Consider the following 9621-nt stretch of genomic DNA (forward strand, 5'->3'; position numbering starts at 1 on the left):
TGCGCGGCCGTTGGCAAGTGCCGGGCAAAACTTTCGGCCCCGGAGCGCGTTACTGCGGCCGCTCCAGCTCCGCCATTTTGTCGAACACGGCATTCATCACGTCCAGCGGCTTTTCGCCGGGCAGGATGCGCACCGAAAGGTACGGCTTGCCGGAAGCGTTCACCAGCAGGCGGCGGCCCATATCCTTGAGCAGGGGCTTGAGCGTGGCGAGGTCCAGCTTATCGGAATACAGAATGAGCGTATCCCGGTTTTGTGTGATCTCGTAGATGCCAAGCTTTGCAGCCACCACCCGCACCAGGCTGATGTCGATAAGCCCCTGCACGCTTTTGGGCACAGGACCGTAACGGTCCGCCAGCTCGTCCAGCACGTCGTCCGCGCCGGGGCGGTCGTCGATGGCGGCAATGCGCTTGTACGCCTCAATGCGTCCGGCGGCGTCCGGGATGTATTTTTCAGGGATGTAGGCGTCCACGGTGATGTCAATGAGGCAATCGCTCTTATCCGCCTGAACAGCCTCTCCCTTTTCGGCGGCGATGGCCTGGTTCAGCAGCTTGACATACATCTCATAGCCCACAGCCTCCATGTGGCCGTGCTGGCTCTGCCCCAACAGGTTGCCCGCGCCGCGGATCTGCAGATCGCGCATGGCGATGCGGAAGCCGGAGCCGAAGCTTGTGAACTCCCGGATGGCGGAAAGACGCTTGGCTGCAATGTCCGTGAGCACTTTATCCCGCCGGAACGTGAAATAGGCGTAGGCCTTGCGGCCCGAGCGGCCCACGCGGCCGCGGATCTGGTACAGCTGGGCAAGACCCATGCGGTCCGCGTCCTCTATGATGAGCGTGTTGCAGTTGCGCACGTCCACACCTGTCTCGATGAGCGTGGTGCACACCAGGACATCGATCTCGCCGTCCAGCAGCTTCTGCCATACCCCCGAAAGCGTGGCCTCGTCCATACGGCCGTGGGCCGTGGCGATGCGCGCGCCGGGCAAAAGCTCCGCCAGCTTTGCCGCACACTGGTCGATGGTATCGATGCGGTTGTGGATATAATACGCCTGGCCGCCGCGGTCCAGCTCGCGCCGCAGGGCCTCGGCCACCACGCCCGCGTCGTATTCCATCACATAGGTCTCGATGGGGCGGCGCTCAAAGGGCGGCTCTTCGATGGCGCTCATGTCCCGCAGGCCGCTCATCGCCATGTTCAGCGTGCGCGGGATGGGCGTAGCCGAAAGCGTCAGCATGTCCACGCCGATGAAATTTTCCTTCAGCTTTTCCTTGTGCTTGACGCCGAAGCGCTGCTCCTCGTCGATGATGACAAGGCCCAGATCGTGAAATTTCACATCCTTCTGCAGCATACGGTGGGTGCCCACCACCACATCCACAGTACCCGCGGCAAGGCCCTTAATGGTCTCTTTCTGCTGGCGGGCGCTGGCAAAGCGGGAGAGCAGCCCCGCTTTGACGGGGAACGCCTCCATGCGGGAGAGAATGGTGGTGTAGTGCTGCCACGCCAGGATCGTGGTAGGCACCAGCACGGCCACCTGCTTGCCGCCCATGATGCACTTGAACGCGGCGCGCAGCGCCACCTCCGTTTTGCCCACGCCCACGTCGCCGCACAGCAGGCGGTCCATCGGGTGGGGCTTTTCCATGTCTTTTTTTATTTCGGCCGCGCTGGTGAGCTGGTCGGCCGTTTCGTCGTATTCAAAACGCGTTTCAAAATCCCGCTGCCACTCGTTGTCCTCGGGGAACGCATAGCCCTGGGCCTGCTGGCGCCGGGCATACAAAGCGATCAGCTCTTTTGCCATCTCCTGCGTGGCCTTGCGCACGCGGCTTTTGGTTTTGTTCCACGCGTCGCCGCCCAGCTTCGAGAGCTTGACGCGCTCGCCGTCGCCGGGAGCTGTATAGCGGCTGATAAGGTCCAGTTGGGTAACGGGCACATACAGCGTGTCCGCTTTGTCGTAGTTGATTTTGATGTAATCCTTCACCACGCCCTGCAGGTCCAGCCTCTGGATGCCCGCATATACCCCGATGCCGTGGTTCTGGTGCACCACATAATCGCCGGGCGTGATGTCCGACAGGCTGGAAAGGCCCTTGCTCTTTGCCCTGGCCTTCTGCGGCGCGGCCGCGTTGTGGCGGCGGCTGGTGAACACGGCGAACTTGGCGAAGGGGTAATCCGCGCCCGCGTTCAGGTGGCCTTCAAACACACCCACGCTGCCCGGCGCAAGGGACGGCGGTTCCTTATGATACGCCTGGGCGGAAAAGCCCGCGGCGGCAAGGTCCCGCGCAAGCGCGGCGGCCGCGCGCTGCGTGCCCGCCAGCACTGCCACGGCATACTTTTGTGCCGTGAGCGGGCGCAGGTCGTCGGCCAGCGCGCTCACCTCGCCGCCCCAGGGCGGCAGGCTGTGGGTCTGGGCGTTGACGGTATCCGCCAGTTTCAGGTCCGGGATGGTGCGGGCAAAATTTTCACACACCACGGCATGCCGCTTCTCCGTCTCGTGCAGCAGATACGCGGTGTCCTCGTAGAAACGGTCCAGCCCGGGGGCCAGCACACCCTCTTCCAACAGGCCCTTGAACGCCTCTCCGAAGCGGAACTCCACGCCTTTGGCGGCCTCGCGCACGGCGCTTGGCTCGTTGAGGAACACGATGGGCGCGTCGAAATATTCAAAGATCGTCGCCGGCTTTTCGTACCGCAGCGCCAGATATTTGTCCATGGCGGCGGGCATCGTACCCGCGTCCAGCGCCTTGAGGTCGCCGTCCATGGCGTCGGCCAAAGCTTCCGCGTAGGCGGGCTTTGCCTTGGAAAGCGCCGTGCGCAGCAGCCTTGCGGCGGCCTCGGTGTCTCCGAACAGCACTTCCCGGGCCGGGGAAAGATAAATTTTTTTCACCGCCCCTTCCCGCCGCTGGGAAACAAGGTCAAAGCTGTGGATGCTGTCCACCTCGTCGCCCCAAAACTCCAGGCGGTGGGGCTTCTGCATGTCGGGCGCGTAAATATCCACAATACCGCCGCGCACCGAAAACTGGCCCGGGCCGTCCACCTGGAAGCGGCGCAGATACCCCGCGCCGAACAGCCGCTCGATGAGCACGTCCATGGAGATAGCCATTCCCTGCTTCACCGTGAGAGTGTTGCCGCAGAATTCCTGTTTGGGCGTTGTATATTGCAGCACGGCCTCCACGGGCGCGCACGCGACGCTCGTGCGGCCGCCCACCAGGTTGCCCAGCACGGCAAGGCGCCGGTACTCGTATTCATGGCTCTGGCCTTCCACGGGGCGCAGCACATAATCCCGTGCGGGGAATACCTCGGCCCGCCGGCCGAACACGGCGGCGTCCTCCGCAAAGCGCGTGGCATCGGCCTCGCCCGCGCACACCACCAGCGCGGAACGGCCCGTATCCTCGCACAGTGCGGCCAGCATCTGGGCGCGGGCCGTGGGCGGCATACCGAACAGGGCCACCACAGCGGGCTTCGCGCCCGCCATGCCCGCCAGCAGCCGTTTGTATTCAGGTGTTTGTTTCAGGAGAGCAGTCAGCATGAAAAAACCTCTCTGCGCCAAAGGCGGCTATATCGTCAAATAAAGAAAAAAACATACGCACAGCGCCGCCACGCCCACGCACAAAACGAGTGCCAGCGCCAACGGCCCCTCGCGGTAGGCCCGCGTCTCAGCGGCAGGCGTACGGCGCAGATGCACCACGGCCGCCAGAACGGAAGCCACACCCAGGCCCAGCGCAGCCGCGGGCACGAACACGGTGCCGGCCAGAAGCGTCAAGATGATAACGCTCTCCGCCAGCACGTCGTCCAGACCCGTCACATTGCCCGGCAGCAGATACAAAAGCCATGTAGCGCCTGCCCAGGCAGGCACCGCCAGCGCGAACCGCACGGGCCGCGTAAAGCTTTTTGCCAGCAGGCGCTGCTTGTCGCGGCACAGCCACAACCGCGCCGCCGCGCACCACAAAAGCGCCGTCAGGCACACGCCCAGCAGCGGGATAACGGCAAACGTCCATTCGTTGGGCCGCAAAATGCAGCCCAGCGCACCACCCAGCACCACGCCGCCCAAAATCAGGCAAGCAAGCTCATACCGGCGCTCCGGCGTCATTTTCTCTTTTTTCTTATCCATTGTACCTCGACATCGCAGTGTCAAACTGCCCTTTCATCATAAGCTCCAGCGCGCCGCAGATATCGTCGTAACGCGCCTCCACGGCCTTTTTCTCAGCCTGCGTCAGTCGGCTCAGCACCCAGTCCGCCAGGTCATACTCCGGACGCGGCTTTTCCCCCACGCCGATCTTTACCCGCGGGAAATCCTGCCCGATGTTCCCAATGATGCTTTTGATGCCGTTGTGCCCGCCCGCCGAGCCCGTTTTCCGGATGCGCAGGCGTCCCGGCGCCAGCGAGATATCGTCGAACAGAACGATGATGCGCTCCGGCGGGACCTTGTAAAAATCCGCCGCCTTGCGCACGGCATCGCCGGAAAGGTTCATAAAGGTCTGCGGCTTCATCAGCAGCACCTTCACGCCCGCCGCCGTGCCCGTGCCCGTCAGCGCGTCGAACTTCGCCTTCGTCACCCTCACGCCCCATTTTTCCGCCACATGGTCCAGCGCGGCGAAGCCCGCGTTATGGCGCGTGCCTTCATATTTTTTGCCCGGGTTGCCCAGGCCCACGATGATCGCATCAATGCTTGTCTGCTTTTTGAAAAACATGGTCTCTCCTGTGGAATGCACAACACGGCGGCACGGCGCACCGCGCCGTGCCGCTGCATTTGTATTGTATTATTTCAGCCGCGCCGCTCACACAAACAGCGTGGAGACGGGCTTGTCGGAATAGATGCGCGCCACTGCCTCGGCCAGCACGGGCGCGACGCTGAGCACCTTGATCTTTTCAATTTGTTTTTCCGGCGGCAGGGCGATGGTGTCCAGCAGCACGACCTCATCCAGCGCGCTGTCCCGGATGCGCCCGATGGCCGGACCGGAGAGCACGCCGTGGGTGGCGCAGGCCGTCACGCTCTTGGCTCCGCGCGCCTTAATGGCGCCGGCCGCATTGCACAGCGTGCCCGCGGTGTCGATCATATCGTCCACGATGACCACGTCCCGGCCTTCCACCTCGCCGATGATGTTCATCACCTCAGAAACATTTGCCCTTGGACGCCGCTTATCCACAATGGCCAGAGGAACGTCCAGCCGTTCGGCAAAGGCACGGGCGCGGGCCACGCTGCCCAGGTCCGGGCTGACGACCGTCACGTTGTCATGGTAAGGCTCCGTTTTGCGTGCGAAATAGGGCGTCAGAATGGGCGCGCCGTACATATGGTCCACCGGTACGTCGAAAAAGCCCTGGATCTGCGACGCGTGCAGGTCCATGGTCAGCACGCGGTCGGCTCCCGCCGTTACGATCAGGTCCGCCACCAGCTTGGCCGTAATGGGGTCCCGCGCGCGGGATTTCCGATCCTGCCGGGCGTAGCCGTAATACGGAATGACGGCTGTGATGCGCCCGGCCGACGCGCGCCGGAAAGCGTCCATCATGATGAGCAGCTCCATCAGGTTGCAGTTGACAGGGCTTGAGGTGCTCTGCACCACATAAACGTCGCTGCCGCGCACCGATTCCTGGATGGAGACCTGTATCTCGCCGTCGCTGAAGCGTCCCACTTCGCTGCGTCCCAGCGTGATGCCGAGGCACTCCGCCATTGCCGCCGCCAGTGGCTTGTTGGAATTCCCCGCGAAGATCTTGATATCCTTGCCGTGAAGATTCATACCCGCGCACGTCCTTTCCGCATCATCCGTCATTCTGTCCTTATTCTGTTTTCAAAGTTTATTTCGAGCCGGCTTCTTCCTTTGCCTGCTGCTTTGCGATGAACTTTTCCAGCTTGCCCTTCGCCCACTGCGGCTTGTTCACCTGCCGCGCCCGGGCAATGCCCAGCGCGCCCGCGGGCACGTCGTCGGTAATGGTGCTGCCCGCCGCGGTGTACGCGCCGTCGCCCACGCTCACGGGCGCCACCAGGTTCGTATTGCAGCCGATGAACGCATAATCCCCGATGGTGTTGCGGTGCTTGGCCGCGCCGTCGTAATTGACGGTGACCACGCCGCAGCCGAAATTGCAGTATTTGCCCACGTCGGAATCGCCCACATAGGTCAGGTGCGAAACGCTGGTGCCCTTGCCCACAGTGGAATTCTTGATCTCCACAAAATCGCCGATGTGCACATTTTCGCACACACGGCTGTCCGGCCGAATATGTGCAAACGGGCCGATAGCCGCGCCGCTCTCGATGACGCTGTCATAACCCTGGCTGGCGTTGAATTTCACGTTCTCGCCCACCGTCACGTTTTCCAGCAGGCTGTTCGGGCCGATGACGCTGCCCGCGCCGATTTTTGTCTCCCCCCGCAGGATGGTGCCCGGCAGGATGACCGCGCCCGGCGCGATCTCTACCGTGTCGTCGATGAGGATGCCGTCGGCGGAATAAAAAACAACGCCCGCGGCCAGGTGCCGCTCAAACGTTGCCTCAAATGCCGCCCGGCGCTGCCGGTATGCTGTTATTGCTTCGTTCTCCATGGACAAACGCCCCCGTTTCTGGTTTGATGTGCGGCGCGCGCAAGGCCCGTCCGCAGAGTTCGATAACGCCTATCTATACACTTCTATTTTACGATATTCCAGGCGTTTTGCAAGGGCATCGGCAAAATTGCACCAAAAATTCAAAATTGCGCGTTAAAATACAATAAAAAACAGGGAAATAACAGTAGCATTGCCCGCCGCTTTTTGTTATAATGATGTGTGCAAATGGACAAGTTTTTTGTTCATTCGTGCACGGGAATGGGTTTTGGGTTTTCCCGCGCACAAAAAAATTTGGAGGTAGAGAAATTTGAGTGACAAAAAATACCTGTACCTGTTCAGTGAAGGGAACAAGGACATGCGTGAGATCCTCGGCGGCAAGGGCGCTAACCTTGCCGAGATGACCAATGCCGGCATGCCTGTTCCCCAGGGCTTCACCATCAGCACCGAGGCCTGCACCCAGTATTACAACGACGGCCGCCAGATCAACGAAGGCATCATGGCCGACATCTACGAGTATATCGGCAAGATGGAGGAGATCGTCGGCAAGAAGTTCGGCGACCCCGCCAACCCCCTGCTGGTTTCCGTCCGTTCGGGCGCGCGCGCTTCCATGCCCGGTATGATGGATACCATCCTCAACCTGGGCCTGAACGACGAAGTTGTTGAGGGTCTGGCCAAAAAGACGGGCAACCCCCGCTTCGCCTATGACAGCTATCGCCGCTTTGTGCAGATGTTCAGCGACGTTGTCATGGAGATGAACAAAAGCGAATTCGAAAAAATCATCGATGAGATGAAGGAAGCCAAGGGCGTCACCCAGGACGTGGAGCTGGACGCCGACGACATGAAGGCTCTTGTTGCCAAATTCAAATCTCTCTACAAGGAAAAAATGGGCGCGGACTTCCCCACCGACCCGAAGACGCAGCTCATCGAGGCCGTTAAGGCCGTGTTCCGCAGCTGGGACAACCCCCGCGCCAACACCTACCGCCGCATGAACGAGATTCCCTACGACTGGGGCACCGCCGTCAACGTACAGGCCATGGTGTTCGGCAACTCCGGCGAGAACTCCGGCACGGGCGTGGCGTTCACCCGCAACCCCGCCACCGGCGAGAAGGCCCTGTTCGGCGAATACCTCATCAACGCCCAGGGCGAGGACGTGGTGGCCGGCATCCGTACGCCGTCCCCCATCAGCCACCTGAAAGACCAGATGCCTGAGGTCTACGACCAGTTCGTGACCATCGCCACCAAGCTTGAGAACCACTATCGCGACATGCAGGACATGGAGTTCACCATTGAGGATGGCAAGCTGTATATGCTGCAGACGCGCAACGGCAAGCGCACCGCCGCCGCCGCGCTGAAGATCGCCGTGGACCTGGTGGACGAGGGCATGATCACCGAAAAGGAAGCCGTGCTGCGCGTGGAGCCCAAGCAGCTGGACAGCCTGTTGCATCCGCAGTTTGACCCGGCCGCGCTGAAGGCCGCCGCCGTCATCGGCAAGGGCCTGGCCGCCTCTCCGGGCGCCGCCTGCGGCCAGGTGGTGTTCACCGCCGACGAAGCCAAAGAGGCTGTTGAAAGCGGCAAGATGAAGAAGGTCGTTCTGGTCCGTCTGGAGACCAGCCCCGAGGACATCGAAGGCATGGCCGTGGCGCAGGGCATCCTGACGGTGCGCGGCGGCATGACCAGCCACGCGGCCGTTGTGGCCCGCGGTATGGGTACCTGCTGCGTGTCCGGCTGCGGCGACATCGTCGTAGATTACGACAAAAAATGCTTCACGCTTTCCGGCAAGACCTACAACGAGGGCGACTGGATCTCCATCGACGGCTCCACGGGCAACATCTACGGCGAGGCCGTGCCCACGGTGGAAGCCTCCATCTCCGGCGATTTTGGCCGCTTCATGGGCTGGGCCGACGCCGCGCGCAAGCTGGAAGTGTTTGCCAACGCGGACAACCCCCGCGATGCCAAGCAGGCCGTCGAGTTCGGCGCGGAAGGCATCGGCCTGTGCCGCACCGAGCATATGTTCTTTGAAGCCGACCGCATCAAGGCTGTGCGCGAGATGATCGTAGCCCGCGACGTAGAGGCCCGCAAGGCCGCTTTGGCCAAGGTTCTGCCGTATCAGCAGAGCGATTTCGAGGCCATGTACAAGGTCATGGGTGAGCGCCCGATGACCATCCGCTACCTGGACCCGCCCCTCCACGAGTTCCTGCCCACCAAGGAAGAGGACATCGTTGAGCTGGCAAAGGATCTGGGCATCACCGTGGAGCATCTGCGCAATGTCATCGACAGCCTGCATGAGTTCAACCCGATGATGGGTCACCGCGGCTGCCGCCTGGCCGTTTCTTATCCGGAAATTGCCGAGATGCAGACGACCGCCGTCATCAACGCGGCCATCAACGTCATCAAGGAGTGCGGCTACAACATCGTGCCCCACATCATGATCCCGCTGGTTGGCGAAGTGAAAGAGCTGAAGTTCGTGAAAGACGTTGTTGTTGCAACCGCGGACAAGCTGATTGCTGAGGCCGGTGTGGACATGAAATATGAGGTCGGCACCATGATCGAGATCCCGCGCGCCGCCCTGACGGCCGACGAGATCGCCAAGGAAGCCGAATTCTTCTCCTTCGGCACCAATGACCTGACGCAGATGACTTTCGGCTTCAGCCGCGACGACGCGGGCAAGTTCCTCAGCTATTACTACGACAACAAGGTCTACGAGAGCGACCCGTTCGCGCACCTGGACCAAAACGGCGTAGGCAAACTGGTGGAGATGGCTGCGAAGCTGGGCCGCCAGACCCGTCCGGAGCTGGGCCTCGGCATCTGCGGCGAGCACGGCGGCGACCCGACGAGCGTCGAGTTCTGCCACCGCGTGGGCTTGGACTATGTGAGCTGCTCCCCCTTCCGCGTGCCCATCGCGCGCCTTGCCGCCGCACAGTATACCATCACCGCCCACGTCAAGCTGTATAATGCTGTGCAAAGTGTACGTTTGACCGTTGTGCTGCAAAAAAACGTACAGACCTGGTCGGGCACCTGGGACGATATTTTCGTCTTCAGTGCCGGAGGCGCAGGCAGTGCCGCGCTGGCGCACGAAATGCGCCTTTCCTCCGGCGTGTACCGTGCAAA

General features: G+C 61.8%; 6 protein-coding genes. 1 reads left to right on the forward strand and 5 read right to left on the reverse strand.

The annotated features are described in order from the left end of the window. Positions 1-49: 49 nt before the first annotated feature. From mfd to IIY41_RS05695, 5 genes are all read right to left on the reverse strand, one after another. Entirely contained in the window at positions 50-3511 is a 3462-nt protein-coding gene (mfd, locus tag IIY41_RS05675; RefSeq protein WP_287400105.1) for a transcription-repair coupling factor, read from the reverse strand. Positions 3512-3538: 27 nt separating this feature from the next. Continuing rightward, complete coding sequence (locus IIY41_RS05680; RefSeq protein WP_009324844.1) at positions 3539-4093, reverse strand: hypothetical protein; 555 nt, start codon at positions 4091-4093, stop codon at positions 3539-3541. After that, positions 4086-4673, reverse strand: coding sequence for an aminoacyl-tRNA hydrolase (gene pth / locus IIY41_RS05685; RefSeq protein WP_050005006.1), 588 nt, complete (start codon positions 4671-4673; stop codon positions 4086-4088). The genes IIY41_RS05680 and pth overlap by 8 nt, the downstream gene beginning before the upstream one ends. Before the next feature lie 87 nt (positions 4674-4760). Next, complete coding sequence (locus IIY41_RS05690) at positions 4761-5717, reverse strand: ribose-phosphate pyrophosphokinase (protein WP_287400106.1); 957 nt, start codon at positions 5715-5717, stop codon at positions 4761-4763. A 58-nt stretch (positions 5718-5775) separates the two neighbouring features. Continuing rightward, entirely contained in the window at positions 5776-6513 is a 738-nt protein-coding gene (locus tag IIY41_RS05695) for a UDP-N-acetylglucosamine diphosphorylase (protein WP_009324850.1), read from the reverse strand. A 355-nt stretch (positions 6514-6868) separates the two neighbouring features. Between IIY41_RS05695 and ppdK the strand changes: the two genes are divergently transcribed. After that, positions 6869-9621 (forward strand): pyruvate, phosphate dikinase (gene ppdK, locus IIY41_RS05700; RefSeq protein ID WP_287400107.1); only part of this gene is annotated, 2753 nt, incomplete at its 3' end.

The sequence above is a fragment of the Ruthenibacterium sp. genome (genome assembly GCF_017421385.1).
GTDB lineage: Bacteria > Bacillota > Clostridia > Oscillospirales > Ruminococcaceae > Ruthenibacterium > Ruthenibacterium lactatiformans.

Coding starts and splice junctions, on each gene's coding strand:
- mfd (WP_287400105.1), bottom strand. CDS start 3,511: ATGCTGACTGCTCTCCTGAAACAAACACCTGAATACAAACGGCTGCTG.
- IIY41_RS05680 (WP_009324844.1), bottom strand. CDS start 4,093: ATGGATAAGAAAAAAGAGAAAATGACGCCGGAGCGCCGGTATGAGCTT.
- pth (WP_050005006.1), bottom strand. CDS start 4,673: ATGTTTTTCAAAAAGCAGACAAGCATTGATGCGATCATCGTGGGCCTG.
- IIY41_RS05690 (WP_287400106.1), bottom strand. CDS start 5,717: ATGAATCTTCACGGCAAGGATATCAAGATCTTCGCGGGGAATTCCAAC.
- IIY41_RS05695 (WP_009324850.1), bottom strand. CDS start 6,513: ATGGAGAACGAAGCAATAACAGCATACCGGCAGCGCCGGGCGGCATTT.